28 protein-coding genes are annotated in these 25,492 nt (G+C 69.9%); 16 read left to right on the forward strand and 12 right to left on the reverse strand.

The window, feature by feature from the left end; genetic code table 11:
• The first annotated feature begins 49 nt into the window (after positions 1 to 49).
• The 8 genes from lipB (at position 50) to pcp (ending at position 6,956) form a co-directional block, all read left to right on the forward strand.
• The gene (gene lipB / locus CBM2594_RS01670) at positions 50 to 778 is read left to right on the forward strand and encodes a lipoyl(octanoyl) transferase LipB (protein WP_116355319.1); all 729 of its coding nucleotides are present in this window, start codon (positions 50 to 52) and stop codon (positions 776 to 778) included.
• A 40-nt stretch (positions 779 to 818) separates the two neighbouring features.
• Positions 819 to 1,823 (forward strand): lipoyl synthase, encoded by a 1,005-nt coding sequence (gene lipA / locus CBM2594_RS01675; RefSeq protein ID WP_116355320.1) that lies wholly within the window; start codon positions 819 to 821, stop codon positions 1,821 to 1,823.
• Between the two features lie 225 nt (positions 1,824 to 2,048).
• Positions 2,049 to 2,696 (forward strand): 5-oxoprolinase subunit PxpB, encoded by a 648-nt coding sequence (gene pxpB / locus CBM2594_RS01680; RefSeq protein WP_062796198.1) that lies wholly within the window; start codon positions 2,049 to 2,051, stop codon positions 2,694 to 2,696.
• Positions 2,693 to 3,718 carry a biotin-dependent carboxyltransferase family protein gene (locus tag CBM2594_RS01685; RefSeq protein ID WP_116355321.1) on the forward strand — a complete coding sequence of 342 codons (1,026 nt, stop codon included), beginning with the start codon at positions 2,693 to 2,695 and terminating at the stop codon, positions 3,716 to 3,718. The genes pxpB and CBM2594_RS01685 overlap by 4 nt, the downstream gene beginning before the upstream one ends.
• Positions 3,719 to 3,752: 34 nt before the next feature.
• On the forward strand, positions 3,753 to 4,493 hold the full coding sequence (pxpA, locus tag CBM2594_RS01690) for a 5-oxoprolinase subunit PxpA (RefSeq protein WP_116355322.1): 741 nt from the start codon (positions 3,753 to 3,755) through the stop codon (positions 4,491 to 4,493).
• Between the two features lie 107 nt (positions 4,494 to 4,600).
• A complete protein-coding gene (locus tag CBM2594_RS01695; RefSeq protein ID WP_116355323.1) occupies positions 4,601 to 5,329 on the forward strand; it encodes a DUF969 domain-containing protein in 729 nt (242 codons plus the stop codon).
• Between the two features lie 10 nt (positions 5,330 to 5,339).
• Complete coding sequence (locus tag CBM2594_RS01700) at positions 5,340 to 6,290, forward strand: DUF979 domain-containing protein (RefSeq protein ID WP_116355324.1); 951 nt, start codon at positions 5,340 to 5,342, stop codon at positions 6,288 to 6,290.
• Between the two features lie 15 nt (positions 6,291 to 6,305).
• Entirely contained in the window at positions 6,306 to 6,956 is a 651-nt protein-coding gene (gene pcp, locus CBM2594_RS01705) for a pyroglutamyl-peptidase I (RefSeq protein WP_116355325.1), read from the forward strand.
• A gap of 25 nt (positions 6,957 to 6,981) precedes the next feature.
• Here the strand turns inward: pcp and CBM2594_RS01710 are convergent, their stop codons facing one another.
• The 5 genes from CBM2594_RS01710 to CBM2594_RS01730 form a co-directional block, all read right to left on the reverse strand.
• Positions 6,982 to 8,232, reverse strand: a complete 1,251-nt coding sequence (locus tag CBM2594_RS01710) for a VanZ family protein (RefSeq protein WP_116355326.1) — start codon at positions 8,230 to 8,232, stop codon at positions 6,982 to 6,984.
• Between the two features lie 18 nt (positions 8,233 to 8,250).
• A complete protein-coding gene (locus CBM2594_RS01715; protein WP_116355327.1) occupies positions 8,251 to 8,883 on the reverse strand; it encodes an ABC-type transport auxiliary lipoprotein family protein in 633 nt (210 codons plus the stop codon).
• Between the two features lie 103 nt (positions 8,884 to 8,986).
• Positions 8,987 to 9,931 (reverse strand): MlaD family protein, encoded by a 945-nt coding sequence (locus CBM2594_RS01720; RefSeq protein ID WP_116355328.1) that lies wholly within the window; start codon positions 9,929 to 9,931, stop codon positions 8,987 to 8,989.
• Complete coding sequence (locus CBM2594_RS01725) at positions 9,928 to 10,776, reverse strand: ABC transporter ATP-binding protein (RefSeq protein ID WP_116355329.1); 849 nt, start codon at positions 10,774 to 10,776, stop codon at positions 9,928 to 9,930. Before CBM2594_RS01725 ends, CBM2594_RS01720 begins: the two co-directional genes overlap by 4 nt.
• Complete coding sequence (locus CBM2594_RS01730) at positions 10,773 to 11,909, reverse strand: MlaE family lipid ABC transporter permease subunit (RefSeq protein ID WP_116355330.1); 1,137 nt, start codon at positions 11,907 to 11,909, stop codon at positions 10,773 to 10,775. Before CBM2594_RS01730 ends, CBM2594_RS01725 begins: the two co-directional genes overlap by 4 nt.
• Before the next feature lie 173 nt (positions 11,910 to 12,082).
• Between CBM2594_RS01730 and CBM2594_RS01735 the strand changes: the two genes are divergently transcribed.
• The 3 genes from CBM2594_RS01735 to CBM2594_RS01745 are packed head-to-tail and all read left to right on the forward strand — an operon-like array spanning position 12,083 to position 14,045.
• Positions 12,083 to 12,958 (forward strand): biotin--[acetyl-CoA-carboxylase] ligase, encoded by an 876-nt coding sequence (locus CBM2594_RS01735; RefSeq protein WP_116355331.1) that lies wholly within the window; start codon positions 12,083 to 12,085, stop codon positions 12,956 to 12,958.
• Positions 12,955 to 13,797 (forward strand): type III pantothenate kinase, encoded by an 843-nt coding sequence (locus tag CBM2594_RS01740; RefSeq protein ID WP_116355332.1) that lies wholly within the window; start codon positions 12,955 to 12,957, stop codon positions 13,795 to 13,797. The genes CBM2594_RS01735 and CBM2594_RS01740 overlap by 4 nt, the downstream gene beginning before the upstream one ends.
• A gap of 23 nt (positions 13,798 to 13,820) precedes the next feature.
• Positions 13,821 to 14,045, forward strand: a complete 225-nt coding sequence (locus CBM2594_RS01745) for a hypothetical protein (protein ID WP_116355333.1) — start codon at positions 13,821 to 13,823, stop codon at positions 14,043 to 14,045.
• A 15-nt stretch (positions 14,046 to 14,060) separates the two neighbouring features.
• Here the strand turns inward: CBM2594_RS01745 and rfaE2 are convergent, their stop codons facing one another.
• The 6 genes from rfaE2 to CBM2594_RS01775 all read right to left on the reverse strand — a co-directional run bounded on the left by rfaE2 (position 14,061) and on the right by CBM2594_RS01775 (position 20,099).
• Positions 14,061 to 14,552 carry a D-glycero-beta-D-manno-heptose 1-phosphate adenylyltransferase gene (gene rfaE2, locus CBM2594_RS01750; RefSeq protein WP_116355334.1) on the reverse strand — a complete coding sequence of 164 codons (492 nt, stop codon included), beginning with the start codon at positions 14,550 to 14,552 and terminating at the stop codon, positions 14,061 to 14,063.
• Positions 14,553 to 14,904: 352 nt separating this feature from the next.
• The gene (locus CBM2594_RS01755) at positions 14,905 to 15,768 is read right to left on the reverse strand and encodes a ferritin-like domain-containing protein (RefSeq protein WP_116355335.1); all 864 of its coding nucleotides are present in this window, start codon (positions 15,766 to 15,768) and stop codon (positions 14,905 to 14,907) included.
• A gap of 198 nt (positions 15,769 to 15,966) precedes the next feature.
• A complete protein-coding gene (locus CBM2594_RS01760) occupies positions 15,967 to 17,244 on the reverse strand; it encodes a patatin-like phospholipase family protein (protein ID WP_116355336.1) in 1,278 nt (425 codons plus the stop codon).
• A 42-nt stretch (positions 17,245 to 17,286) separates the two neighbouring features.
• A complete protein-coding gene (locus tag CBM2594_RS01765; RefSeq protein ID WP_116355337.1) occupies positions 17,287 to 18,099 on the reverse strand; it encodes a PhaM family polyhydroxyalkanoate granule multifunctional regulatory protein in 813 nt (270 codons plus the stop codon).
• 65 nt (positions 18,100 to 18,164) lie between these two features.
• On the reverse strand, positions 18,165 to 18,998 hold the full coding sequence (locus CBM2594_RS01770) for an enoyl-CoA hydratase/isomerase family protein (RefSeq protein ID WP_116355338.1): 834 nt from the start codon (positions 18,996 to 18,998) through the stop codon (positions 18,165 to 18,167).
• 120 nt (positions 18,999 to 19,118) lie between these two features.
• Positions 19,119 to 20,099, reverse strand: a complete 981-nt coding sequence (locus CBM2594_RS01775) for a fumarylacetoacetate hydrolase family protein (protein WP_116355339.1) — start codon at positions 20,097 to 20,099, stop codon at positions 19,119 to 19,121.
• A gap of 276 nt (positions 20,100 to 20,375) precedes the next feature.
• On the opposite strand from CBM2594_RS01775, the gene CBM2594_RS01780 reads away from it, so the two are divergent.
• From CBM2594_RS01780 to CBM2594_RS01795, 4 genes are all read left to right on the forward strand, one after another.
• A complete protein-coding gene (locus CBM2594_RS01780) occupies positions 20,376 to 21,209 on the forward strand; it encodes an IclR family transcriptional regulator (protein WP_116355340.1) in 834 nt (277 codons plus the stop codon).
• Entirely contained in the window at positions 21,169 to 22,278 is a 1,110-nt protein-coding gene (locus tag CBM2594_RS01785; RefSeq protein ID WP_232346542.1) for a DUF3108 domain-containing protein, read from the forward strand. The genes CBM2594_RS01780 and CBM2594_RS01785 overlap by 41 nt, the downstream gene beginning before the upstream one ends.
• A 79-nt stretch (positions 22,279 to 22,357) precedes the next feature.
• Positions 22,358 to 23,200, forward strand: coding sequence for a 3-oxoadipate enol-lactonase (pcaD, locus tag CBM2594_RS01790; protein ID WP_116355341.1), 843 nt, complete (start codon positions 22,358 to 22,360; stop codon positions 23,198 to 23,200).
• A gap of 238 nt (positions 23,201 to 23,438) precedes the next feature.
• On the forward strand, positions 23,439 to 23,696 hold the full coding sequence (locus CBM2594_RS01795; protein WP_012351433.1) for a BTH_I0359 family protein: 258 nt from the start codon (positions 23,439 to 23,441) through the stop codon (positions 23,694 to 23,696).
• 108 nt (positions 23,697 to 23,804) lie between these two features.
• Here CBM2594_RS01795 and CBM2594_RS01800 read toward each other — a convergent pair whose 3' ends face one another.
• On the reverse strand, positions 23,805 to 24,197 hold the full coding sequence (locus CBM2594_RS01800) for a rhodanese-like domain-containing protein (protein ID WP_116355342.1): 393 nt from the start codon (positions 24,195 to 24,197) through the stop codon (positions 23,805 to 23,807).
• 202 nt (positions 24,198 to 24,399) lie between these two features.
• Between CBM2594_RS01800 and CBM2594_RS01805 the strand changes: the two genes are divergently transcribed.
• Positions 24,400 to 25,476, forward strand: a complete 1,077-nt coding sequence (locus CBM2594_RS01805) for a homocysteine S-methyltransferase family protein (RefSeq protein ID WP_116355343.1) — start codon at positions 24,400 to 24,402, stop codon at positions 25,474 to 25,476.
• Positions 25,477 to 25,492: the final 16 nt, after the last annotated feature.

The following is a 25,492-nucleotide window of genomic DNA, read 5'->3' on the forward strand; positions in this document are numbered from 1 at the left end:
GGGGCAGGCAGGGCCGGCGCAAGCCGGCCCTTTTCGTTACACTCTCGCCATGCATCCGATTCAAGTCATCGAACGCGGCCGCGAGGACTATCAGCCGTGTTTCGACGCGATGCGCGCCTTCACCGCCGCACGCACCCCCGAGACGCCCGACCAGATCTGGCTGGTCGAGCATGCGCCGGTCTACACGCTGGGCCAGGCGGGCGACCCCGCGCACCTGCTGGCCCCGGACGAGCGGATTCCGGTGGTGCAGATCGACCGTGGCGGGCAAATCACTTATCACGGACCGGGCCAGGTGGTGGCCTACCTGCTGCTGGATCTGCGCCGCCGCCGGCTGATGGTGCGCGAGCTGGTGCACGGCATCGAGCAGGCCGTGCTGGACACGCTCGCGGCGTATAATCTCGCAGCCGAACGCAAGCCCGGCGCCCCCGGCATCTACCTGTCCGGCGGGCCGCACCAGGGCGCCAAGATTGCCGCGCTCGGCCTCAAGATCCGCAACGGCTGCAGCTATCACGGCGTCAGCCTCAACGTGCAGATGGACCTGTCGCCGTTCCTGCGCATCAATCCCTGCGGCTATGCCGGACTGGAAACGGTCGACATGGCCACCGCGGGAGCCACCTGCCCGGTGGCGGATGCCGATGGCGCGCCGGTGCCCGTGACCGCGGCAACACAACCCGAGATCGCACAGCGCCTGGCGGCTGCATTGTGCGAGGTGCTGGCAGCGCACGAGGCTCGCGTGCTGGCGGCTGAACAACCTGCCGCCCCGGCCCTGGCCTCCTAGTCAAAAGCGAAATGCACGCCGAGCGCGTGCGGAGAAATGTATGAGCGACGCACTGATCGCCCCGATCACCTCCTCCGGCGAAGCCCCGCAGTCCCCCGCGGAGCAATACGATCCGACCCGCAAGCAGAAATCGGCCGACAAGACCGCGCGCATCCCCATCAAGATCGTGCCGGCCGAGAAGCTCAAGAAGCCGGACTGGATCCGCGTGAAGGCCGCCACCGGCAATTCGCGTTTCTATGAGATCAAGGACATCCTGCGCGCCAACAACCTGGTGACGGTGTGCGAGGAAGCCAGCTGCCCCAATATCGGCGAATGCTTCGGCAAGGGCACGGCCACCTTCATGATCATGGGCGACAAGTGCACGCGCCGCTGCCCGTTCTGCGACGTCGGCCACGGCCGCCCCGATCCGCTCGATGTCAACGAGCCGGGCAACCTGGCCCGCACCATCGCCCAGCTCAAGCTGAACTACGTGGTCATCACCAGCGTCGACCGCGACGACCTGCGCGACGGCGGCGCCCAGCACTATGTCGACTGCATCTCGCAGACGCGCGAGCTGTCGCCCGCCACCCGCATCGAAGTGCTGGTGCCCGACTTCCGCGGCCGCCTGGACAAGGCGCTGGACATCCTGCAGGCGTGCCCGCCCGACGTGATGAACCACAACATGGAAACCGTGCCGCGCCTGTACAAGCAGGCCCGCCCCGGCGCCGACTACGCGCACTCGCTCAAGCTGCTGCAGGAATTCAAGCGCCGCAACCCCAACGTCCCGACCAAGTCCGGCCTGATGGTCGGCCTGGGCGAGACCGACGAGGAAATCCTGGAAGTCATGCGCGACATGCGCGCGCACGATATCGACATGCTGACCATCGGCCAGTACCTGGCGCCGTCCAACCACCACCTGCCGGTGCTGCGCTACGTGCATCCCGACACCTTCAAGATGTTCGAGGACGAGGCCTACAAGATGGGCTTCACCCACGCCGCCGTGGGGGCGATGGTGCGCAGTTCCTACCATGCCGACCAGCAGGCGCATCAGGCGGGGTTTGCCTGAGCGGTTGTCAGCGAATGGAATAAGAAACGGCCGGGATTCCCCCGGCCGTTTTTGTTTTTGGCACCCCTCGGCAAGCCCGTAGCCAACCTAGGGTCAACCCCGACTGTCCCGTCTAGCACAATCTCGATATGATGAATTCATCGATAAATTATCGATGAAATGCAATCACATCACATTCCGGCTTGTCTGCCTACACTGGGTATCAAGTGCGCTAACGGGAATCTCATGAACTGCACCGTCCACCGACTTGCCGAGCAGGCGCTGCTGTACAGCGTCGCGCCGCCCGCATCGCTGGCAGTCCAGCGCCGGATCTGGGCCATGGCCGCGCGCGCGGCGGACTGGCGCGGCGTGGTGGACGTGGTGCCGGGCATGAACAACCTGACCGTGATCTTCGACGGCAGCGCCGATGTCGATGCGCTCGAGCGCAACCTGAAGCTGGCGTGGGCCTCGGGCGAGGCGCGCAATGCCACCGGCAAGCTGGTCGAGATCCCGGTGCGCTACGGCGGCGAGCATGGCCCGGACCTGGGCGACGTCGCCGCGCATACCGGGCTGACGCCGCAGGAAGTGGTGCGCCGCCATGCGGCGGGCGAGTACGTGGTCTACTTCCTTGGCTTCCAGCCCGGCTTCGCCTATATGGGCGGGCTGGCGCCGGAGCTGGCCACGCCGCGCCGGCGCGAGCCGCGGGTGGCGGTGCCGGCCGGGTCGGTCGGCATCGGCGGCGAGCAGACCGGGATCTATCCGGCGGTGCTGCCGGGCGGCTGGCAGCTGATCGGGCGCACCGACGCCGAACTCTTCGTGGCGGACCGTGATCCGCCGTCCCTGTTCGCGCCCGGCGATACCGTGCGCTTTGTCGCCGAGGAAATCATCGCGTGATCGAGATCCTTCGTCCCGGCGCGCTCGCCTCGGTGCAGGACCTGGGCCGTACCGGCTTCCGCCGTTTTGGCGTGGGGCGCTGCGGCGCCATGGACATGCTGGCGGTGGAGGTCGGCAACCGCCTGCTTGGCAATGCCCCTGACTGCGCCGCCATTGAATTCACGCTGGGCCGCGCCGCGGTGCGCTTCCATGCCGATATGCGCGTGGCGCTGGCCGGCGCCGAATGCGGCGCCAACCTGGACGGCGTGCCGGTGTGGTCGTGGCATGCGTTCGACGCGCACCAGGGCGAGACCCTGACGCTGCCGTCGACGCGCGGCGGCACGCGCGTGTACCTGTGCGTGGCGGGCGGCATTGCGGTCGAGCCGGTGATGGGCTCGCGCAGCACAGACCTGAAGTCCGGTTTCGGCGGGCTGGGCGGACGCGCGCTGCAGGAAGGCGACCGCCTGCCGGCGGGGCGCCCGGGGCTGGAAGCCGAGACCGACTGGATCGGCGTGCAGGCGCCGGCGTGGGCGCTGCCCGCCCCGGTCGAGGGCAAGGCCACCGCGATCCGCATGCTGCCCGGCACGGAATACGAGGATTTCGACGCGGCCTCGCAGGCCGCGCTGTGGCAGGCCGACTGGACCGTCACGCCCAACAGCAACCGCATGGGCCTGCGCCTCGCCGGCCCGGCGCTGGCGCGGCGCCCCGAGCGCAGCGCCGACCTGCTCTCGCACGGCGTGATGCCGGGCGTGATGCAGGTGCCGCCGGCGGGCCAGCCGATCGCGCTGATGGCCGACGCGCAGACCACCGGCGGCTATCCGAAGATCGGCGTGGTGATCGGCGCGGACCTGTGGCGGCTTGCGCAGGTGCCGCTGGGCGCGCCGGTGCGCTTCGTGCAGGTCACGCTGGCGCAGGCGCAGGCGGCGCAGGAAGAGCTGGCACGCTACCTGCGCCAGATCGAGCAGGCGCTGCGGTGGCAGGGCGACGGCATGCCGATTGCCGCGCGCCGGCGCACGCGCACGCGCACGCGCGCGGCAGCATAAGAAAGGCGCCAGGGCGCCGCACAGGAGAATGGCAATGCAGATCGATTTGAACGCGGATCTTGGTGAAGGCTGTGGCAATGACGAGGCGCTGCTGGCGCTGATCAGCTCGGCCAATATCGCCTGCGGCTGGCATGCGGGCGACGCCGCCACCATGGTGCAGACGGTGCAGTGGGCGCTGGCGCGCGGCGTGGCGATCGGCGCGCACCCGAGCTACCCGGACCGCGAGAACTTCGGCCGCACCGAGATGCAGCGCGACCCGGAACACGTCTACGCCGACGTGCTGTACCAGATCGGCGCGCTCGATGCGATCGTGCGCGCGCAGGGCGGCAAGCTGCATCACGTCAAGCCGCATGGCGCACTGTACAACCAGGCCGTGCGCGATCCGGCGCTGGCGCGCGCGATCGTGCGCGCGGTGCGCGACTTCGACCCGGACCTGGTGTTCTTCGGCCTGGCCGGCAGCCAGATGATCGATATCGCCAAAGAGGCCGGCCTGCGCGTCAAGCAGGAGGTCTTTGCCGACCGCGGCTACAACCCCGACGGCACGCTGGTCAGGCGCGGCACGCCGGGCGCGCTGCACGAGGACGAGGAAGTCGCCCTGAACCAGACCCTGACCATGGTGCGCGAGCAGCGCGTGCGCGCCATCGACGGCACCTGGGTACCGATCCAGGCCGAAACCGTGTGTCTGCACGGCGACGGCGCCCACGCGCTGGCCTTTGCGCGCCGCATCCGGGAACGGCTGGGCGCGGAAGGCATCGCGATCCGCGCCGGCGGCTGAGCGCGTTTATCCGCTTTCACGCCGGCATTGTCCACACGCGGCCTGCCTCGTCACGCGTCACGACGGCTGCTGTCCGCGCGCCTTCGTTATCTTCGTTTGGTGTTTTCATGGAACAGGCAGTCAATCTCTGGCCCCTTGTCGGGGTAGGCGTCATCATCGTCGGCTTCGTGCTGCGCTTCAATCCCATGCTGGTGGTGGTGCTCGCCGCGCTGGCCACCGGCCTGGCCGCGCCGATGCCGCTGATGCAGATCTTCGCGGCGATCGGCACCGCCTTCGTCAAGGCGCGCAACCTGCCGCTGATCATCCTGCTGCCGCTGGCGGTGATCGGCCTGCTGGAGCGGCACGGGCTGCGCGAGCATGCGCAGGCGTGGATCGCGCGCATTGCCTCGGCCACGGTCGGGCGCCTGCTGATCGTCTACCTGGGCGTGCGCGAGCTGACCGCGGCAATCGGCCTGACCAGCCTGGGCGGCCATCCGCAAATGGTGCGCCCGCTGCTGGCACCGATGGCCGAGGGCGCGGCCGAGAACCGCTTCGGCCATCTGCCCGAGCCGGTGCGCCAGCGCGTGCTGGCCTTCTGCGCCGCCACCGACAATGTCGGCCTGTTCTTCGGCGAGGACATCTTCGTCGCGTTCGGCGCGATCGCGCTGATGCATACCTTCCTGCTGTCGTCGAACATCGAGGTCGAGCCGCTGCATATCGCCGTGTGGGGCATCCCCACCGCGATCTGCGCCTTCCTGATCCATGCCGTGCGCCTCAGGCGCCTGGACGGCTGGCTCGAGCGCGAGCTGGGCGGCAACGCCGCCGGCACCGCGGTGGCTGCCCGGAGCGCAGAGTAAGGAGCGCGCCATGATCATCTCGATTGAATACCTCTACTGGCTCGCCGGCCTGGTGCTGGCCATCACCGCGCTGATGACCTTCACCGACCGCGCGCATCCGCGCCGCCTCAGCACCGGCCTGTTCTGGCTGCTGTATGCGATCGTGTTCCTGGTCGGCGACCGGCTGCCGCCGGCCGCGGTCGGCATCGGCGCGGTGGTGATGGCGCTGATCGCCGGCTTCGGCGGCGTCGGCCACGGCAAGCACGACAGCCTGCCGGAGACGGAACGCCGCGCCAGCGCCAGCCGCCTCGGCAACAAGCTGTTCATCCCGGCGCTGCTGATCCCGCTGGTCACCGTGATCGGCACCATGCTGTTCAAGGACGTGCGCATCGCCGGCGTGCCGCTGCTCGATCCGAAGAACGTGACCTTCGTCTCGCTCGGCATCGGCTGCCTGGTCTCGCTGGCAGTGGTGTGCTGGCTCACGCGCGACACCGTGGCGCAGGGCCTGCGCGAATCGCGCCGGCTGACCGAGTCGCTGGGCTGGGCGCTGGTGCTGCCGCAGATGCTGGCGATGCTGGGGCTGGTGTTTGCCGACGCCGGCGTCGGCAAGGCCGTGGCGCACCTGACCACCGCCTACATCAACATGGACTACAAGCTGGTGGCGGTGGCGGTCTACTGCGTCGGCATGGCGCTGTTCACGGTGATCATGGGCAACGGCTTTGCGGCCTTCCCGGTGATGACCGGCGGCGTCGGCGTGCCGATCCTGGTCGGCATGTTCGGCGGCAATCCGGCGGTGATGGCGGCGATCGGCATGTTCTCGGGCTATTGCGGGACGCTGATGACGCCGATGGCGGCCAACTTCAATATCGTGCCGGCGGCGCTGCTGGAGCTCGACGACAAGAACGCCGTGATCCGCGCGCAGGTGCCGACCGCGCTGGCGATCCTGGCGGCGAATATCGTGCTGCTGTACTGGCTGATGTAACTACAGGAGCCCACCATGCCTGTCGTGCTGCTGACCGGCTTCGAGCCGTTCGAGGATGAACCGGTCAACCCGTCGTGGGAAGCCGTGCGCGCGCTCGACGGCGAACGCGTCGGCGGCGCGGTGATCGTCGCGCGCCAGCTGCCGTGCGTGTTCGGCGCGGCGATCGATGCGATCGGCGCACTGCTCGACACGCTGCGGCCGACGCTGGTGATCGCCGTCGGCCAGGCCGGCGGGCGCGCCGAGATGTCGGTGGAGCGCGTGGCGATCAATGTCGACGATGCGCGCATCGCCGACAACGCCGGCGCCCAGCCGATCGACACCGCCATCGCCCCGGACGGCCCGGCCGCGTACTTCGCCACGCTGCCGATCAAGGCGATGGTGCGCGACATGCGCGCGGCCGGCGTGCCGGCGTCGGTATCGCAGACGGCCGGCACTTTCGTCTGCAACCATGTGTTCTACGGGCTGATGCACCGGCTGGCACGGCAACCGGACGGCGCGGTGCGCGGCGGCTTTATCCACATTCCGTACCTGCCCGAGCAGGCGGCGCGCCATCCCGGCCAGCCGAGCCTGGCGCATGAAACGCTGGTGAAGGGCCTGCGCACGGCGGTGGCCACGGCGCTGTCGACCCGCGCCGACGTGCGCGAGCAGGGCGGCCAGCTGCACTGAGGCCCGCCGCCGCGCCTGTCCCGCCTTACTCCTGCAAGTTGGCCGCGGCCGCCTCGCGACGCGCCGCGGCTTTCTTCATCGCATGGCGGCGCAGGCTGACCTGCTCGAAGCGCCAGATCACATAGCAGAACGCCAGGAACGGCCACAGCCAGCCGAGCCACTGCGCCAGGCTGTTGAAGTGGATGAAGCGGCCCATGCGCCAGCCTTGCTCCGAGATCCACGCATAAGGGTTGGACGGCAGCACGTTGGTCAGCGCCACCAGAAGGATCAGCGCCGCCATCGCCAGCACCGCGCGCAGCCAGCGCGGCAGGTACAGCAGCAGCGCCAGCACCAGCGAGCTGGTCAGCAGCGCGAAGCGCCCGCCTTCGGACAGCCAGACGAAGGCGCTTTCGGTGGGGAACTGCAGCTCGGCCGCGGTGGCCTTGAGCAGCAGCGCCGCCGCCAGCAGCCCGGCGAGGATGCGCAGCATCGGCGCGCTGCGGCGCATCGCGATCGAGGCGAACAGGCCGGTGCCGATCCAGCTGCTGGCGGTCACCAGCGATTCCAGCAACTGCTGGCTCTGCATGTCCTCAGGGCGCAGGCCGATATGGTCCTGCCAGGCCTCCAGCTGCGGGAACACCATCTGCAGCACCTGCATCGGCCACGATTCCGGGTCGGTCAGCCATTCGCGCACGATGCCGCCCATGCCGAACAAATGCTCCTGCGGAAACACCTGCGCGAACGGCCACAACAGCAGCAGGATGATGGCAAAGCTGGCATGCGGCTCGAACCAGGCATGGCGCAGCCGCGTGAGGCGCCCGTCGTCGATCAGCGCGCGCGTGAACGGCGCCACCACGGCGCCGCCGAGCAGCGCGCCGAGCGCATTGGTGATCAGGTCGATGTTGGACGAGATCCGGCTGGGCAGCCAGGTCTGGAACGCCTCCATGCACGCCGACAGCAGCGCGCCGGCCACCAGCGCCACCAGCGTCGCGCGCCCGCCCGACACGCGCGGATGCAGCGACAGCACCACCAGCGCGCCGAACGGGAAATACCCCAGCACGTTGGTGAGCAGGTCGAAGTCGGTGATGTAGCGCGGCTTGGGCGCGCTGAGAAAGGCGAAGGGCGAGATGCCGTTGTCGATCCAGCCGGAGAACGGGTACAGGCTGGCATACACCACCAGCAGCGTGAAGCAGAGCAGCCCCACGCGCGCCAGCGGCGAGTGCTGCGGCGCGGCGGCGGGTGGTGCTGGCGGAGCCGCCGGCGGCGGCGCGGAGAGCGGCGGGGGAGCCGGCTCCATGGCAAATCTCCTGTGGCTTTACTTTAGCTGCAGCGTGCCGATCCAGTCGAGCAGCGCGGCAATCACGGCATCGCTGGCTTCGGCCAGCGCCTTGACGCCGCCGGCGCCGTCGGCGCTGGGCGCAGGGCGGCGCGCCTCGAAGGTCTGCTGGCCGAGCATGCCGTGCCGGTACACCGTGGCGCGCAGCCGCACCACGCCCTGGCTGGCGGTGGCGCTGTCGAACACCTGGTCGAACTCGAGCAGTTCCACCTTCAGCGCCGGAATGCTGCCGTCGCCGGACCAGCCCAGCGTGCCGCGCGCGGCCACGGCCTCGCGCAGGCGCTCGTCGAACAGGCGCGTGGGAGACATCACCCAGCGCTGCGTGGCGTAGGCCTGCAGGCGCTGCGCCTGGGCGTACTGCAGCCGGTAGAACAGGGCATTGCCTTCCAGCCAGTTGGGCCCGTCGGTCTGTGCCACGCGCAGTTTGGGCAGCGGCGCGGGCGCAGGGTTCCCGGTGGCGGAGGCCGCCGGGGCCGCCACGGCCGGGCCGAGGTCATAGGTGATGATGGGCTCGCCGCGCGTCAGCGCGCAGCCAGACAGCGCCAGCCCGGCGGCGGCGAGCAGCAGGGCCGCGCGCAGGCGGGCGGGTGCGGAGCGCAGGAAGCGTGGCATCTCGGTCGCAGGGGTCACGGCGGATTCTCGCGGTTGGCGTTTGGCGTTATCGACGGGGGCGGTGGGGCCGGCGGGGCTGGGGCGGTGCCGCATCACGGCCGCGCTACGGCGCTGCGCTGAAGCCCGGCTCGCCGGGGCCCGGCGCGGGCGCGGGCGCGCCGAACAGCACGCTGCTCGGGCTCTCGTTGAACTGGCCGGCGGCGCGCTCGAAGCTGCGCGCGGTCTGGCGCGCGTCGCGGGCCAGGCCGTTGAGCTGCGGCAGGGTCTCTTCGCTGAAGGTGCCCGCCGCCGACTGCACCGACGCGGCCGCGCCCTGCAGGTCGCGCCCGACGCTGTCGACGGTGCGCATCACGGTGCCGTTGGGATTGGCCAGTTCCTGCGTCAGGCGCCGCGTCGATTCGAGCGTTGCGTTCAGGTTCTCGGCTACCTTGGGCAGCCGCTGCGCCGCCGGCGCGAGCGAATCGGACAGGCGCGAATAGTCTTCGGCGGTCTTGCGCACCGAGCGGATCGCCGCCATCAGCTCGTCGCGGTTGGCGCCCTGGAACATGTCGTTGAGCGAGCCCATCAGGGTCTCGGCCTGGGTCAGCAGCGAATCGCCGCGCTTTTCCAGTTCCTCGAAGAAGCCGGGCCGCATGGCGATGCGCGCCACCGCCCGGGGCGAGGTCGGCAGCGGCGGCGAGGCGCTGGCGCCGTCGTGCGCGGCGGAGTCGTCGAGCTGCACGTAGGCAATCCCGGTCACGCCCTGGAAGCCCAGCGTGGCGTAGGTGGTGCGCGTGATCGGCGTTTCGCGGTTGACGTTGACGCGCACGATGATCTGCCCCGGCACCTGTGGATCGAACTTGATCGACTCGACCTTGCCCACCGCCAGCCCGCGGTACTTGACGTCGGCCTGCGGGCCCAGGCCGTTGACGGTGGAGCGGGTGATCAGGTCATACGGCACGCGCACGGCGTGGTCGGTGCTGAACCAGAAGATCGCGAACAGCACCAGCACGGCCAGGCCGATGGTGAACACGCCGGCAAGGAAGGCGTGGGACTTGTTTTCCATCATGCTTCTCCAGGGGGCGGCGCCGCGGGCTGCCCGGGCTGGGGCAGCGCCTGCAGGGCGCGCTGGGCGCGCTCGCCCAGGAAATACTCGCGGATGAAGGGGTGCTCCACCTTCACCACTTGCGGGATCGGCGCGGCGGCGATCACCTTGTGGTCGGCCAGCACCGCGACGCGGTCGGACAGCGCCACCAGCGTGTCGAGGTCGTGCGTGATCATCACCACGGTCAGGCCCAGTTCGCGGCGCAGCTCGCGGATCAGCGCGACGTAGTCGTCGGACGCCATCGGGTCCAGGCCGGCCGTGGGTTCGTCCAGGAACAGCAGCTCGGGCTCCAGCGACAGCGCGCGCGCCAGCGCCACGCGCTTGATCATGCCGCCGGACAGGTCCGACGGCATCTTGTCGGCATCGCGCGCGGACAGCCCGACCAGCTGCAGCTTGAGCAGCGCGGCCTGGCAGATCAGGTTGTCGGGCAGCGCGCGCAGCTCGCGCAGCGGCAGCGCGATATTGTCGATCACCGACAGCGCCGAGAACAGCGCGCCGCGCTGGAACTGCAGGCCCCAGCGGCTGCGCAGCGCCTGCAGCTGCGCCGGCCGCAGCCGGGTCGGGTCTTCGCCGAACACCTTGATGGTGCCCGAGGTGGGGCGCTCCAGCCCGACGATCTGGCGCAGCAGCACGGTCTTGCCGCTGCCCGAGCCGCCGACGATCGACAGCACCTCGTCGCGGTAGACGTCCAGGTTGACATGGTCGTGCACCACCGCCTTGCCGAAGCGCTTGACCAGGTCGCGCACCTCGATCACCGGGGTGCGGTCGGGCGCGCCTGGCGGGGTCGCGTTCGCTTGCGCCGCGCTCACAGGCCCACGTCCTTGAACAGGATGGCGAAGACCGCGTCGGCCAGGATCACGATGGTGATCGCGGTCACCACCGACGCGGTGGTGCCTTCGCCCAGGCTCTGGGTGTTGGGCTTGATGCGCAGCCCGAAGTGGCAGGCGGTCAGCGCGATCAGGATGCCGAACACCACGCCCTTGCCCAGCCCCAGCCACAGGTTGGCCACCGGCACCGCGTCGGGCAGCTCGCGCAGGAAGAACGCGGCGCTGATGCCCAGCTGCATGCGCGCGGCCAGCATGCCGCCGGCCAGCGCCATCACGTCGGTCCACGCCACCAGCAGCGGCATGGCGATGGCCAGCGCGATCACGCGCGGCATGATCAGCCGGAAGCCGTGCGAGATGCCCATCACGCGCATCGCGTCCAGCTCTTCGGTCACGCGCATCACGCCGATCTGCGCGGTGATGGCCGAGCCCGAGCGGCCCGCGATCAGGATCGCGGCCAGCACCGGACCCAGCTCGCGGATCACGGCCATGCCCAGGATATTGACGATGAAGGTGCTGGCGCCGAAGGTGCGCAGCTGGTTGGCCGACAGGTACGACAGCACGATGCCGATCAGGAAGCCCACCAGCGCCGTGATCCCCAGCGCCTTGTAGCCGACGTTGTAGATGTTGGCCGAGATCTCGCGCCACGGCCCGCGCTGCGGCATGCGCGCAAAGCGCAGCAGGTCGAACGCGAGCTGGCCCAGCATGGTGATGCCGTTGCCCAGCTGCGCGCCGAACGACATCACGTTGGCGCCGAGCAGCGTGACCGGGTTGAAGCGGTCCACCATGTGCTTTTTCCAGCCCTCGTCCTGTACCGCGGCAATGCGCGCGAACACGCGGCGCTGGCCCTCGCTGGCCTCGAGCCGTTGCGGCAGCGCGCCGTTCCAGGCCTGCCACAGCAGTTGAGCACCGATATGGTCGAGCCGCCCGATGCCGGCCAGCGACCATTGCGCGTGGTTCGGCGCCTGCGCCAGTTCGTGCAGCTGCGCGCGCAGCTGGCGCGCCTGGTGGCACCCGGCCAGCGCGAGCGCGGTCCAGTCGCCACGCAGCTGTACGCTGACGGTTCCGTCCCCGCGCGTGATCTGGAAATCTGGCGTCGTCTGGCGTTCCAAGGGCAAGCGATGTGATGGCCGAGTCTCGATTCTAAGCCACGCGCCCCGCCGGCGCGACCGCGCCGTGCCCGGTCGCATGCCCGGGCGCGCGGCACGGCTACAATGCGGCATCAGCCGCAGGCGCCGGGTTCCGGCCCGTGCCGACCGCAATCCCGCCCATCCCTGTCCAATTGCCGCGCATGTCCGCCGTTCCCCCGAATCCACCCGATCCCGCCGCCGCTCCCCGCTGGCGCATCGATGCCGGCGCGCTGCGCGCCATGCTGTCGCCCGCGCTGCGCGAATGGAGCATCGAACTGGTCGAGGAAACCGGCTCGACCAATGCCGACCTGACCGCGCGCTGCCGCCAGGCGCCGTGGTCCGATGCCGGCACGCTGCGCCTGGCCTATCGCCAGACCGCCGGGCGCGGACGCCAGGGCCGGCCGTGGCAGGGGCAGGCCGGCATGACCTTCTCGGTTGCGCTGCCGCTGGCGCTGGCGCCGGCGCAGCTGAGCGGGCTGAGCCTGGCGGTGGGGCTGGCGCTGGCCGAGGCGCTGGGCGACGTCGCGCCGGCGCTGGGCGCGCGGGTGGGCCTGAAATGGCCCAACGACCTGCAGATCGATGGCCGCAAGCTGGCCGGCATCCTGATCGAGTCGGTGCCGGCCGGGCCCCAGCGGGTCTGGGCAGTGATCGGCATCGGGCTAAACCTGGTGCGCGATGCGCAGATGGAGGCCGCGCTGGGCCGCCAACTGGCGGGCGTGGCCGAGGCCATGCCGGGCTTCGATGCCGGGCGCGATGCGCCGCGCCTGCTGGCCGCGGTGCTGGAGCGGCTGGCGGCGATGCGCGCGGACTTCCTCGCGCACGGCTTCGGGCCGATGGCGCGGCGCTGGTCCGCCGCCGATGCCTATCGCGACCAGCCGGTGCGGCTGCTGCACGATGGCCAGGTGATCGCCGAAGGCATGGCGCGCGGCGTCGACGAAGCCGGCCACCTGCTGCTGGAAACGCCCGCCGGGCTGGAGCGCATCGCCAGCGGCGAGCTGTCGCTGCGGCCCGCCCCGGGCGACGGGGAGGCGGCATGAACGCGCCGCGGCTGCTGGTCGATATCGGCAATACCCGGCTCAAGTGGGCGTGGTGCGACGCCGGTGCGGCGCTGCCCGCCATCGGCGCGCTGCCTGTGCCGTGGCAACACGCCGGCGCGGTGGCGCATGCCGAGGACGGCGCGCTGCGGGCCCTGGCTGCCGAGCTGCGCGCGCTGCGCGCCGGCGGGCCGATGCCTTCGGTGTGGATCAGCAACGTGGCCGGGCCGGTGCTTGCTTCCGCCCTCGATGCCGCGCTGGCCGATGCCTTCGGCGGCTGCGCGCCGGTGCAATGGGTGCGCAGCGCCGCCGCGCACGGCGATCTCGCCAACGGCTATCGCGAACCCACGCAGCTGGGCGTCGACCGCTGGGTCGGCGCCGTCGGCGCGCACCGCTGGCTGCCGCGCGACACGCTGCTGGTGGTCACTGCCGGCACCGCGACCACGCTGGATATCGTCACCGTGGCGGCGGATGGCGCGGCGCGCTTCGAAGGCGGGCTGATCCTGCCGGGGCTGGCGCTGATGCTGGGCACGCTGGCCCGCAATACCGCGCAGCTGCCGGCGCTTGAGGTCGGCGAGGCCGGCAGCGTCGCCGGCGCGCAGCGGCGCTGGGCCGACAACACCCACGACGCCATTGCCGCCGGCTGCCTGGCCGCGCAGGCCGGCGCCATCGAGCGCACCTGGCGCGCGCTGGGCGAGCGCAGCGACGCTTCGCGCCCGCCGCGCTGCCTGCTGTCCGGCGGCGCGCGCGGCGCGCTGGCCGGGGCGCTCGCGGTGCCGTTCGAGATGCACGATAATCTGGTGCTGCTCGGCCTGCATGCGATGGCGCTGGCCGACGCGTAACGACACCACATCCATCCAGCCCCATGACCACCCCCGGCCTGCCCCGCTCGCTGTGCATCGCGTTGCTGTTGCTGCTGTTCGCCAACGCCGTGCTGCTGGCCGCGGTGCTGGGCGCGTTCGGCGCGCAGCCGCTGTCCGGATGGTTCGAATCGTCGCGCGAGCCGCACCGGCTGGAGCAGCAGGTGCGCGGCGAACGGATGCGGCTGCAACCCCTGCCGGCCACGCCGGCGTCGGCGCCCGCCGCATAGCGCGGGCGCGGCGGCTCAGCCCTGGCGCACCTTGGTCAGCAGCTTGGTGGTCGAGCGGTCGTGCAGGAAGGGGATGGCATAGGCCTGGCCGCCCCAGCTGCGCACCAGCCGGGTTTCTTCCAGCGTATCGATGTCGTAGTCGCCGCCCTTGACGTAGATGTCGGGGCGCACCTGGCGGATCAGCTCGACCGGGGTCTGCTCGCGGAACATCGCCACCAGGTCGACCGACGCCAGCGCGGCCAGCAGCGCCATGCGATCCGATTCGTGGTTGAGCGGGCGGTCGTCGCCCTTGCCCAGCATCTTCACCGACGCATCGCTGTTGACCCCGACCACCAGGCTGGCGCCGAGCGCGCGCGCCTGCGCCAGGTAGGTGGCATGGCCGCGGTGCAGGATGTCGAAGACGCCGTTGGTAAACACCAGCGGGCGCGGCAGCGTGGCGATGCGCGCGGCCAGCGCGGCGGGATCGTCGGCGGGAGTCAGCTTGGATTCGAAGGCGGGTACGGACATGGATCAGGGCATGGGATGGGTGGAGGCCGGCCCCACGAGCGGAGCCGGCGCGCTTGGCCGAATGGTACCTGTTCTTGCGGCGCGCACCGGGCCGCCCGTGATTGCCGCCGCGGCATGACGGTGCCAACGACGGCACCAATGACAGTGCGGCAGGGATGTAGTAACCGGCTACTACCTGCGTGATGGCTGTCACGCTTATCATCGCCGGCACCGTATTTCCGGGAACAGGAAAACGGCGTCGTACCCTGCCCGCCGCAGCGGGCCGCATTTGTCGGGAATGCGTGAAGGTAAGAAAGAAGGCAAAAAAATGCCCCGCTTCGGCGGGGCATTTTTTTGTCCGGGGCCGGACCGCTCAGGCTTGCGCCGGGCTGGCGCCGCCGGCGCCTTGCAGGCTGGCGTTCAGTTCCTTGCGGTAGCGGTTCAGGTCCTGCACGGTTTCAAAGGTGCGTTCGAACAGCAGCGACATGTTGTGCAGGATCCGTTCGATGACCTTTTTCTCCCAGCCTTCGTCGAAGCGGATCTGCTCGTCCAGCCAGTGCTCGAGCCAGTCCGGGTCCGGCAGGCGCGACTGCACCGTGTCGTTGGGGAACAGCGCCTTGTTGACGTGCAGGTTGGTCGGGTGCAGCGGCTTCTCGGTGCGGCGCGCCGAGGCCATCAGCACGCCGATCTTGGCGAAGGCGGCGCGCGCGCTGTCGCCGAACTGCGCCAGGTACTTCTTCATGTAGCGCAGGTAGGCGCCGCCGTGGCGGGCTTCGTCCTGCGACAGGGTGCGGTAGATATGCTTGATCACCGGTTCGGTGTGCCATTCGGCGGCACGGCGGTACCAGTGGTTCAGGCGGATCTCGCCGCAGAAATGCAGCATCAGCGTTTCCAGCGGCGGCGCCGGGTCGAACTCGAAGCGCACCGCGTGCAGTTCTTCCTCGGTCGGCACCAGGTCCGGGCGGAAGCGGCGCAGGTACTCCATCAGCACCAGCGAATGCTTCTGTTCCTCGAAGAACCAGATGCTCATGAACGCCGAAAAGTCAGAGTCGTGGCGGTTGTCGCGCAGGAACATCTCGGTCGCGGGCAGGGCGGACCATTCCGTGATCGCATTCATGCGAATGGTCTTGGCCTGGTCGTCCGTCAGCATGCTGGCGTCGAAGGACTCCCAGGGGATGTCCTTGTCCATGTGCCAGCGGACGGCTTCCAACGATTTGAACAGTTCGGGGTAGAGCATGGTAAGCCTTTGAAATTACGGGCAGATTCTACCAGATGCGAATTATTCTCTTCTCCTTTTTTAGGCCGGATCGGGGCAAATGCAACGCTTTGGGCGGGGTTTGCCGGCGCGCTGTGCATTTTCCGGGCGATCAGCGCCGGGGCGGCGCGGCAAAGTGCCGGCTGCGGCTCCACGCGGCCATGATGTGATGGTGGCGGCTCAGGGCGAGACCGCCTGCTCGGCCGCGTGGTCTCCCGCGGGGGGCGCCGCGGGCGCCGTGCCCGGGACGATGCCGTAGAGGAACGCCGCCAGCTCGTCGGCCTGGGCCGCGGCGTCGCGCTCGCCCAGCGCGATCAGCGCCTGCGTGAAGGCCGGCTCGAACAGCAGGTAGCTGGCGAACGCGGCGCCGCGCGCCTCGGTGCCGCCCAGCGGGGCCAGCAGCGCACGCACGGTGCGCGGCAACTGCTTCTGGTGCTCGGCGGCAATGGCCTCGATCGGCTCGCTGGGCGCGACCGTCATCACCTGCACCGGGCGCCAGCCCTCGCGGTCGCCCGCGACCTCGGGCATGCGCGCGAGCAGCCGGTTGATATGCAGCAGCCGCTCCAGGTCGGTGTTCAGGCCGTCGAGGAAGATGCTGGCCAGCGCCTGGCCGCCCACCTGCGCCAGCGACGGATAGCCGCCCCCCGGCATGGTGTCGAACCAGCCCGAGCGCTGCCGCGAGGCCGCGCCGATCGCCAGGATCCGCGACGCGCCCAGGTGGATCGCCGGCGACAGCGGCGACATCTGCCGCATGGTGCCGTCGCCGAACCACTCGTGGTGGCCGTCCAGCTCCAGCGGCATGGCGGGGAACAGGAACGGGATCGATGACGACGCCAGCAGGTGGTCCACCGTGATCTGCGCCGGCACCGCGATGCGCTGGCTGCGGTGCCACGGATGGATGCGGTGGTGCGACTGGTAGAAGGTCACGTGGCGGCCGGTGCTGTACGACAGCGCCGTCACCGCGAACGCCTGCAGCGCGCCGCTGTCCAGGCTGGCCTGCACCCGCGCGGGCTCGAACAGCTCGCCCAGCATGCTGCCCAGCGGGGTGTTGTCGAACAGCGCGCGCGGCGCGCGCCGCTGCGTGGCCCAGCCCAGCGCCAGCGTCGACAGCCAGCGCGCCCCCGACACGCCCACGCGCAACACATCGGTGCGGTAGACCTCGTCGGCATGGATGCTGTGCCAGAGCGCGCCCAGGCTCTGCGTGGCGGCCTGGAAGTCGGCGGCGTGGATCGCCAGCCCGGCGCCGTTGATGGCCCCGGCCGAGGTGCCGGCGATGATGCCGAACGGCAGCGCCGCCTGCGCCTTGCCGTGGCGCGCGGCGATGCGTGCGACGCCGTTGAGCACGCCGGCCTGGTAGGCGGCGCGCGCGCCGCCGCCCATCATGATCAGGGCGGTGGCGGCGGGGTTGGGTGCGGAGGCGGGCGCCGCCGGGGGCAGCGGCAGGGAATCGCGGTGCATGGGCGCTTCGGGGAAGGGGGCGTCAGGCAGCGGCAGGATTCATCAGTTGGTGACGCTGCCGCCGGCGCCGCCATTGCCGCCATTGCCGCCCTCGCCGGCATCCCGGGCCGGCTTGGCCTTGGCCGACTGGTTTGTCGATTGATTGGCCGGCTTCCTTGCAGCGGCTTTCTTCGCCGGCGCCTTCTTCGCGGCAGGCCCGCCAGTCCCGGCCGACGGCGTCTTGCCGGCGGCCGCGGGCTTCGGTGTCTCTGCGCCGGACGGCGTCGCGGCGGCGGGCGTGGCGGCGCCGGCAGCGCCACCAGCGCCGAAGCCGCCCATGCCACCCATGCCGAACGGCACCATGCTGGCCGCCGCGGCGCTGCTGGCAATCTGGTTGAACTGCTGTTGCAGCATATCCCACCACAGCGCGGCGTTGGGCGCCGGGGCGGCATCGGCGTCGCTGGCGGCGGCCTCGGCGGGCTCGGCTTGCCTGCCGCTGCCGGCCTCTGCGCCAGTATCAGCACCGGTGCGTTGCGGCGCCTCCGCGCTGGGCGCGTTGGCCGCGCGCGCGACGTTTTCCATCGCCGATTGCATCGCTTCGGGAGACAGCGCGTTGCCGAAGGTCTGCAGCGCCACCAGCGTGGCGCGCTGCACCTCCAGCCCCTGGATGGTGGTGCGCAGCAGGTTGGTATTGAGCTGCAGCCAGCTTTCCACCGCCTTCAGGTCGGCGATGCGCTTGTCGAGGTCTTCCAGGTCCATCGGCGGGGTCATGGCCTGCAGGCCGGGCATCAGGCCGGCGGGCATGCCGGCGCCGCCGCCCCAGAGCCGGCGCATGAAGTCGAAGCCGTTGGTGAAATCGGGAATCTGTCCGAACATGGTCGCGCGCTCCGTGTGCGGCGCAGCCTGGTGCCCGGAACTCCGGGAGCACGGCTGCGTCGTCGTTACCTGAACTGAGGCGGCCGCTTTTCGCGCAGGCTCGCCATGCCTTCGTGCACGTCGGGGCCGGCAAAACCCATGAATTCCAGCGCCAGCGAGGTATCGAAAGCGGGGCCGGCCATGCGCAGCCAGTTGTTGAGGGCGTACTTGGTCCAGCGGATCGCGCTCTGCGACCCTGCCGCCAGCCGGTTGGCCACCTCGAACGCGCGCGCCACCAGTTCGTCCTCATCCACCGCCAGCGAGACCAGGCCGATCCGCTCGGCCTCTTCGCCGCTGACCGACTCGCACAGCATCAGATAGTACTTGGCCTTGGCCATTCCGCACAGCAGCGGCCACACGATCGCGGCATGGTCGCCCGCCGCCACGCCCAGCCGGGTATGGCCGTCGACGATGCGCGCGGTCTTTGCCGCGATCGAGATATCGGCCAGCAAGCCCGCGACCAGCCCGGCGCCGACCGCCGGGCCATGCATCGCCGAGACCACCGGCTTGTCGCAGTTGATGACGTTGTAGACCAGGTCGCGCGCCTCGTGCCAGACCCGGGTGCGGGTGTCGAAGTCGCGGGCCATGTCCTCGACCAGCGCCAGGTCGCCGCCGGCGGAGAAGCCCTTGCCCTCGCCGCGGATCAGCGCGACGCGCACGTCGGGGTCGGCGGAGACGTCGCGCCAGATTTCGGCCAGCTCGCGGTGCATGCTGGCGTCGGCGGTGGCCAGCTTCTGGTTGGCCGACTGGGCCGCGCCCATGACGATTTCCAGGATCGGGCCGTGGCGGCGCAGCGTCAGCGCGCGGTAGCGCTCGTAGCGCGGGGACAGGGCGGCGGTGTCAGCGGAGGGAGTGGTCATGGGGGCCTTTTATGTGGACGCCAGCGCGGGCGCCGCAAGCATGGTTAATTTACCAACCGATCGGTCGGTTAATTATATGCAATTCCGGCTCGCGGCCCCGGCTTGCGGCCCCGGCTTGCCTCAGCCCGCCGCCACCAGCTGGTCGATCGCGCCGAACACCGAATGGCCCTGCGCGTCGAACATCTCGATCTTGACCGCGTCGCCGAACTTCATGAATTCGGTCGCCGGCTTGCCCTGGTCGATGGTCTCGAGCATGCGTTTCTCGGCGATGCAGCAGTAGCCCTTGGTGCGGTCGACGTTGGAGATCGTGCCCGAGCCGACGATGCTGCCGGCGCGCACGTTGCGCGTCTTGCAGATATGCGCGATCAGCTGGCCGAAGTCGAACACCATGTCGGTGCCGCAGTCGGGGTGGCCCACCTTCTTGCTGTTCCAGTGCACGGTCATGGGCAGGTGGACCTTGCGCTCGCGCCAGGCGTCGCCGAGTTCGTCGGGGGTCACCGCCACCGGCGAGAACGCGGTGGCCGGCTTGCTCTGGAAGAAGCCGAAGCCCTTGCCCAGTTCGGCCGGGATCAGGTTGCGCAGCGAGACATCGTTGGCCAGCATCACCAGCCGGATGGCGTCGCCGGCCTGCTCGGGGGTGGCGCCCATCTTCACGTCGCCGGTGATCACCGCGACCTCGGCCTCGAAGTCGATGCCGAAGGCCTCGCTGGCGCAGACGATGTCGTCCTGGGGGCCCAGGAAATCGTCGGAGCCGCCCTGGTACATCAGCGGGTCGGTCCAGAACTCGGGCGGCATCTCGGCGCCGCGCGCCTTGCGCACCAGCTCGACATGGTTGACGTAGGCCGAGCCGTCGGCCCATTGGTAGGCGCGCGGCAGCGGCGCCATGCAGTTCTTCGGCGCGAACGGGAACGGATGGCGCGCGCGGCCGGCGTTGAGCGCGTCGTACAGGTCCTGCAGCTGCGGCGCGTAGAACTGCCAGTCGTCGAGCACGGTCTGCAGCTTGCCGGCGATGTCGGTGGCGAAGTGCGCGCTCTTCAGGTCGCGCGACACGACCACCAGCTGGCCGTCGCGCGAACCGTCTTTCAGGGTTGCGAGTTTCATGGGGTACGGTAGGGATCAGGGGCGCCCGCCGGGCAGGCGCGATGGCCGCTAGTCTAACGCGGCGCGCGTGCCGGCCAGGCGACCGTGCGGGGCGCATCGGTGGCCTCCATGGTAAAACGGGGCCCGGCCTGGCGGGCTGCACCGGCGCCGCACCGGCCAGGCCCGTGGCGAAGACAATCTGCCGAGCACTTAAAAACTGGTAAATCGATTTCGCTATAGTAAATTACCTGGGATTTTTCCCTTCCCCCGCCAGTCAGCAGACACCCTGCCACCCGCATGTCAGAGATCGAAGAAGAAGACCCCAAGCTGCGTTCCGGCATCCAGTCCATCGAGGTGGGCTTCAAGCTGCTGCAGGCGCTGGCGGCATCGCCGCGCGCGATGATGCTGCGCGACCTCGCCGCCGCCGCGGGCATGAACCCGGCCAAGGCCCACCGCTACCTGGTCAGTTTCATGCGGCTGGGCGCGGTGGCGCAGGACCCGGTCAGCGGGCGCTATGACCTGGGGCCGTTCGCGCTGCAGCTGGGGCTGGCCGGGCTGAACCGGCTCGACCCGGTCAAGAAGGCGCGCCCGATCCTGTCGCAGCTGCGCGACGAGCTCGACCTGACCGCCGGCATCGCGGTGTGGGGCAACCACGGTCCCACCGTGGTGCACTGGGAAGAGTCCAGCCATCCGGTCACGGTCAGCCTGCGCCTGGGCGACGTGATGCCGATGCTGAACTCGGCCACCGGCCGGCTCTACGGCGCCTACCTGCCGCGCAAGCAGACGCTGCCGCTGATCGAGCGCGAACTGGGCGCGCGCGGCCATGACGGCGTGCCCGACATGCCGCGCACGCTGGCCGACTACGACGCGATCTGCGCCGAGGTGCGCGCGCACGGCGCCGCGCGCACGCTCGGCGGCGTGCTGCCGGGCATCAATGCGTTCTCGATGCCGGTGTTCGATGCCAACGGGCATCTCGCCATGGGGCTGATCGTGCTGGGCGCGCAAAGCATATTCGATGCAGAATGGGGCGGTACGATGGATCGCCGCGTGCGCGCCATCGCCCAACAGCTCTCATCGGAACTCGGCTACCTTGGTGCCGCCGCCCCGCCCGGACAAACCGTCCAAGCCTGATCCCCACGCCCGTCCCGGCGCGGATCCCCGCGTCTGGCGCCGGCGCCGCTGGATCTTCGTAATTGCGCTGGTGCTGCTGGTCCACCTGATGGCGGTGGTGGGTCTGGTGCGCATGCCCGGGCCGCTGATCCCGGTCGATGTCAGCGACACCCCCACGCTGGAAGCCGTGCTGCTGCCGCCGCCGGCGCCGCCGGCTCCCCCAAAGCCCCGGCCGATCGCCCGCGCGCCGCGTCCGCAGCCCAAGCCCGCGGCGCCAACGCCCGAACCCGAAGTGCCCGCCCCGGCTCCCGAGCCGGCGCCGCCGCTCGCCACCAGCCCGCAGGGCGCGGCCGAGATGGCAGCCGGCACCGGCGGCGAAGGCAGCGCGGCCGCGCCCGCCGCCGCGCCGGCTCCCGCCCCTTCCGGCGGGCCGCAGGGCGGCGTCAACGGCGTGCGCTACAGCGCGCCCGCGTCGGCTACCCTGCATTACGCCAGCTTCGTCAACGGCGTGCAGAACCCGGACGGCCTGATCCGTTGGGAGCAGGACGGCAGCCGCTACCGCCTCGCCGTCGAGACCCGCGTGCTGTGGTTCCGCTTTGCCTTCCAGAGTAGCGGCGCGCTGGCCGAGCAGGGCCTGCTGCCGGAACGCTACGAAGAACGCCGCCGCAACAAGGTCGAGGCCTCGCGCATCGATACCGGGGCGGGCACCGTGACCTTCGCCTCGGGCGCGCAGGCGCCGTTCCCCGCCGGCGCGCAGGACCGCTTCAGCGTCTTCCTGCAACTGGTGGGGCTGGTGCGCGGCAACCCGCAGCGCTATGTAACGCCCGGTGTGACGGAAACGTTCCAGGTGGCCGACACCCGGGATGTCGAACCCATGCAAGTGCAGTATGTTGGAGAGGACGAGATCGACACCGGCCAGGGCGTGGTGCGCGCCAAGCACTTCGTGCGGCTGCCGCGCCGCGCCAACGACAGGCGCCGCGTCGAGGTCTGGCTGGCGCAGTCGCTGGGCTGGATGCCGGTGCGGTTGCGCCAGACCGAGCCCGACGGCACCCAGATCGACCTGGTGTACCGCGGCCGCGAAGGACCGTAGCGCCGCCGGTTTGCGCCGCCGGTTTGCGCTGCCGGTTTGCGCATATCCATGCAGGCTTGACCGAAAAGGAGCATCCGCCATGACCGCTGCCACGCCGCCCACCGAAACCCGCCGCATCCACGCCGACGGCGCCGAGCTGCACGTGCGCCTGGACGGCGCCGACGGGCCCTGGGTGATCCTGACCCATGCCCTGGCCGCCGACCACACCTTGTGGGATATCACCGCGCAGCATCTCGCCGGCCGCTACCGCGTGGTGCGCCCGGACCTGCGCGGCCACGGCGCCAGCGAGGCGCCGCTCGGCCCCTACACCATGACGCGGCTGGCCGACGACGTGGTCGCCGTGATGGACGCGCTGGAGATTCCGCAGGCGCATTTCTGCGGCATCTCGGTGGGCGGCATGATCGGGCAGAGCATGGGGCTGCGCCATCCGGAGCGGCTGCTGTCGCTGACGCTGGTGGCGACCAACAGCCAGACGCCGATGGAAGCCCACCCGATGTGGCACAACCGCATCGGCCAGGCCGAGGCCCATGGCATGGCCGGGCTGGCCGATGCCACCCTCGGCCGCTGGCTGACGCCGGCGTTCCACGCGTCGCATCCCGACGAAGTGTTGCGTATCCGCGACATGCTGGTGGCGACTCCGGTACGTGGCTACGTGGGCGTGGCCGAGGCCATCATGGCTTTTGACCTGGCGGGCGCGCTTTCCCGCATTCATTGTCCTACGCTGGTAATAGCGGGCGAGCAGGACCAGGGCGCGACCGTGGCGATGGCCCAGAGCATCGCCGCGGCGATCCCCGGGTCCCGGCTCGAGGTAGTGCCGCAAGCGGCGCACCTGGTGCACGTGGAGCAGCCGGAACGCTTCCACGCCGCGCTGGACGCCTTCCTGGGGAGCGCCGCATGCGGGGGCCAGTGCGACGTTCCGTGACAAGCAACACACTGATGTTCCAGGCTCAAGAAACTTGTTGCATTGGCCGATGCCCAATTCATGTAAGGCAGAAAATCGTGGCAACGTGGTGACAGGCACCCGGAAACTTGCGCATAGCTTGATTTCCCGCCGGTCACCCCAAGTTTGGAGGTAAAGCCGCGGCGCCCCCCTCAAGGCATCAACTGAGGCAAGAACCACAAGGGCGAGCCGCCCATCCATGACGCCCAGGAGGTGTGCCATGCAAATGATCTACAACAGCGACAACTACTGCATCGTTGAATTCGGTGCGGATGTCGAGCAAGCGCCGCTTGAGTTCGGGGGCTACGAAATCGTCGACAAGAACCTGAAGCGCGAGATTTTCCTCGGCGGCCAGCTCGCCGAAAGCTTCCGCGCCGACGTCAAGCGGCTGATTGAAAGCGAGCCGTCGGTGGAGGAGGTCGATGACTTCCTCGGCAAGTTCGACAACGTGATGACGCATCCGCTGGTGATGCACTGAGCAGACCCCCGGGGCGGCGCGCCGAGCCGCCGCGCCGCCCCGGTTCAGCAACGACGACCAAAGCCCGCTTCGGCGGGCTTTTGCTTTCTTCCGGCCAGGTGACGCGGCTCAGTACTGCTCCCACGGCAGCCCGTCGTGACGCCAGCCGTTGAGCGTATTGCGGTGGCGCTGCGCATCGAGGTCGCCCTCGAAGCCGTGCAGCACATACTGGACGTTGGAGAAGCCCGCCCCCTCCAGCGCGCGCGCCGCCGCGGAAGAGCGGTTGCCGCTGCGGCAGATCAGCAGCACCGGCCGGGCCGAGGCCTGGCCGGCCAGCTTCTTCACCATCTGCACGAAATGCGGGTTGACCTCCCAGTCGGGGCCGTCGTTCCAGGGCACGTTGTGCGCGCCCTTGGGATGGCCGACGAACAGGTACTCCATTTCGCTGCGGCAGTCGATAAACAGCGTCTCGGGCGATTGCGCCAGCAGGTCGTAGGCGTCGGTTGGGGCGAGGTGTTGCATGGTCGGCAGGGAAGCGCGGCGCAAGGCCGGCGCACGGTGACGTTTACGTCTCTCAGTGTAGGCGCCGGAGCGTCCGGCAGGCAACCGAGGGCGGCCGCAAGGCCTTGATACACCTGATAAAATCGCACCTCTTTGGCCGCCATCGGCCACCGCGGCCTACCGTCGAAGCTCCGCCGGCCCCGCCTTTCCAGAGTTCCCCGCCATGAGTGCCCCTGAATCCCGTGCCCCTGAATCCCGCGCGGCCGCACCGCGCCCCTACACCCGGGCTGCCGAGCTGCCCCGGCTGCTGCAAGAACGCATCCTGATCCTGGATGGCGCCATGGGCACCATGATCCAGCGCTACAAGCTGAGCGAGGCCGACTACCGCGGCACTCGCTTCGCCGACCACAAGGTCGACGTCAAGGGCAACAACGAACTGCTGCTGCTGACGCGGCCGCAGGTCATCAGCGAGATCCACGAGCAATACCTGGCCGCCGGCGCCGACCTGATCGAAACCAATACCTTCGGCGCTACCCGCGTGGCGCAGGAAGACTACAAGATGGCCGAGCTGGCGTACGAGATGAATGTCGAGGCCGCGCGCCTGGCGCGCGCCGCCTGCGACAAGTACAGCACGCCCGGCAAGCCGCGCTTCGTCGCCGGCGCCTTCGGCCCCACGCCCAAGACCGCCAGCATCTCGCCCGACGTCAACGACCCCGGCGCGCGCAACGTCACCTTCGAAGAGTTGCGCGAGTCGTACTACGAACAGGGCAAGGGCCTGCTCGAAGGCGGCGCCGACGTGTTCCTGGTCGAGACCATCTTCGACACCCTCAACGCCAAGGCCGCGCTGTTCGCCATCGACCAGCTGTTCGAGGATACCGGCGAGCGCGTGCCGGTGATGATCTCCGGCACCGTGACCGACGCGTCGGGCCGGATCCTGTCGGGGCAGACCGTCGAGGCGTTCTGGAACAGCCTGCGCCACGCGCGCCCGGTCACGTTCGGCCTGAACTGCGCGCTCGGCGCGACGCTGATGCGCCCGTATATCGCCGAGCTGGCCAAGATCTGCGACGCCGCGGTGTCGTGCTACCCGAACGCGGGCCTGCCCAACCCGATGAGCGATACCGGCTTCGACGAAACCCCCGAAGTCACGTCATCGCTGGTCGAAGAGTTCGCCGCCTCCGGGCTGGTGAACCTGGTGGGCGGCTGCTGCGGCACCACCCCCGAGCACATCGCCGCCATCGCCCAGCGCGTGGCCGACAAGAAACCCCGCAGCTGGCCCAGCCAGTACCGCGACGCCGCCTGAGCCCGAGAGCCCGACA

Source organism: Cupriavidus taiwanensis (assembly GCF_900249755.1).
GTDB lineage: Bacteria > Pseudomonadota > Gammaproteobacteria > Burkholderiales > Burkholderiaceae > Cupriavidus > Cupriavidus taiwanensis_D.

What these genes read in the sequence shown, in the direction of transcription:
- lipB (WP_116355319.1), top strand. Translation starts at nt 50, where the DNA reads ATGCATCCGATTCAAGTCATCGAACGCGGCCGCGAGGACTATCAGCCG.
- lipA (WP_116355320.1), top strand. Translation starts at nt 819, where the DNA reads ATGAGCGACGCACTGATCGCCCCGATCACCTCCTCCGGCGAAGCCCCG.
- pxpB (WP_062796198.1), top strand. Translation starts at nt 2,049, where the DNA reads ATGAACTGCACCGTCCACCGACTTGCCGAGCAGGCGCTGCTGTACAGC.
- pxpA (WP_116355322.1), top strand. Translation starts at nt 3,753, where the DNA reads ATGCAGATCGATTTGAACGCGGATCTTGGTGAAGGCTGTGGCAATGAC.
- CBM2594_RS01695 (WP_116355323.1), top strand. Translation starts at nt 4,601, where the DNA reads ATGGAACAGGCAGTCAATCTCTGGCCCCTTGTCGGGGTAGGCGTCATC.
- CBM2594_RS01700 (WP_116355324.1), top strand. Translation starts at nt 5,340, where the DNA reads ATGATCATCTCGATTGAATACCTCTACTGGCTCGCCGGCCTGGTGCTG.
- pcp (WP_116355325.1), top strand. Translation starts at nt 6,306, where the DNA reads ATGCCTGTCGTGCTGCTGACCGGCTTCGAGCCGTTCGAGGATGAACCG.
- CBM2594_RS01710 (WP_116355326.1), bottom strand. Translation starts at nt 8,232, where the DNA reads ATGGAGCCGGCTCCCCCGCCGCTCTCCGCGCCGCCGCCGGCGGCTCCG.
- CBM2594_RS01715 (WP_116355327.1), bottom strand. Translation starts at nt 8,883, where the DNA reads ATGCCACGCTTCCTGCGCTCCGCACCCGCCCGCCTGCGCGCGGCCCTG.
- CBM2594_RS01720 (WP_116355328.1), bottom strand. Translation starts at nt 9,931, where the DNA reads ATGATGGAAAACAAGTCCCACGCCTTCCTTGCCGGCGTGTTCACCATC.
- CBM2594_RS01735 (WP_116355331.1), top strand. Translation starts at nt 12,083, where the DNA reads ATGTCCGCCGTTCCCCCGAATCCACCCGATCCCGCCGCCGCTCCCCGC.
- CBM2594_RS01740 (WP_116355332.1), top strand. Translation starts at nt 12,955, where the DNA reads ATGAACGCGCCGCGGCTGCTGGTCGATATCGGCAATACCCGGCTCAAG.
- CBM2594_RS01745 (WP_116355333.1), top strand. Translation starts at nt 13,821, where the DNA reads ATGACCACCCCCGGCCTGCCCCGCTCGCTGTGCATCGCGTTGCTGTTG.
- rfaE2 (WP_116355334.1), bottom strand. Translation starts at nt 14,552, where the DNA reads ATGTCCGTACCCGCCTTCGAATCCAAGCTGACTCCCGCCGACGATCCC.
- CBM2594_RS01755 (WP_116355335.1), bottom strand. Translation starts at nt 15,768, where the DNA reads ATGCTCTACCCCGAACTGTTCAAATCGTTGGAAGCCGTCCGCTGGCAC.
- CBM2594_RS01760 (WP_116355336.1), bottom strand. Translation starts at nt 17,244, where the DNA reads ATGCACCGCGATTCCCTGCCGCTGCCCCCGGCGGCGCCCGCCTCCGCA.
- CBM2594_RS01765 (WP_116355337.1), bottom strand. Translation starts at nt 18,099, where the DNA reads ATGTTCGGACAGATTCCCGATTTCACCAACGGCTTCGACTTCATGCGC.
- CBM2594_RS01770 (WP_116355338.1), bottom strand. Translation starts at nt 18,998, where the DNA reads ATGACCACTCCCTCCGCTGACACCGCCGCCCTGTCCCCGCGCTACGAG.
- CBM2594_RS01775 (WP_116355339.1), bottom strand. Translation starts at nt 20,099, where the DNA reads ATGAAACTCGCAACCCTGAAAGACGGTTCGCGCGACGGCCAGCTGGTG.
- CBM2594_RS01780 (WP_116355340.1), top strand. Translation starts at nt 20,376, where the DNA reads ATGTCAGAGATCGAAGAAGAAGACCCCAAGCTGCGTTCCGGCATCCAG.
- pcaD (WP_116355341.1), top strand. Translation starts at nt 22,358, where the DNA reads ATGACCGCTGCCACGCCGCCCACCGAAACCCGCCGCATCCACGCCGAC.
- CBM2594_RS01795 (WP_012351433.1), top strand. Translation starts at nt 23,439, where the DNA reads ATGCAAATGATCTACAACAGCGACAACTACTGCATCGTTGAATTCGGT.
- CBM2594_RS01800 (WP_116355342.1), bottom strand. Translation starts at nt 24,197, where the DNA reads ATGCAACACCTCGCCCCAACCGACGCCTACGACCTGCTGGCGCAATCG.
- CBM2594_RS01805 (WP_116355343.1), top strand. Translation starts at nt 24,400, where the DNA reads ATGAGTGCCCCTGAATCCCGTGCCCCTGAATCCCGCGCGGCCGCACCG.